This is a genomic window from Methylobacterium sp. C33D (assembly GCF_053345825.1).
On record NZ_JBKFAV010000132.1, the window covers coordinates 1 to 504 of the forward strand.

The following is a 504-nucleotide window of genomic DNA, read 5'->3' on the forward strand; positions in this document are numbered from 1 at the left end:
TGTTGTTGCCCCCTAAAAACCGGACAGGGTCTCCTGGGTTGATCGGGTGATGAACTCGCGCGGCGAGCGGTAGCCGAGCGCGCGATGAGGATGAAGGTCGTTGTAGTGCGCCAGCCAAACGGGGAGCTGGCGCAGCACGCTCTCGGCATCCGGTAGCACCGAGACACGCACGTAGTCGCGTTTCAAGGTTCGCACGAACGCTTCGGCCATGCCGTTGCTCTGCGGGCTCTCCAGCGGCGTCGTCTTCGGTATCAAGCCGAGTTCGCGGGCGAAGCGGCGAGTGTCGCGGGCGACGTAGCAACTGCCGTTGTCAGTCAGCCACTCGATCAGGCTCGGTAGCTGGTTGACCGCCCCGAAGCGATGCTCGACGGCCGCCACCATCAGGTCGCGGACGTCCTCGCCCGTGATGCCCGCCGTGGTCGCCACGTAGCTCATCGCTTCCCGATCGCAGCAATCGAGCGCGAAGGCGACCCGCACACGCTCACCGTTCTCTGCTGCGATCTC

1 protein-coding gene is annotated in these 504 nt (G+C 65.1%); it reads right to left on the reverse strand.

Annotated elements, in window-relative coordinates; translation table 11 throughout:
- Positions 1-12: 12 nt before the first annotated feature.
- A partial coding sequence (locus tag ACLBXO_RS31715) for a DDE-type integrase/transposase/recombinase (RefSeq protein ID WP_447687914.1) occupies positions 13-504 on the reverse strand: 492 nt, incomplete at its 5' end.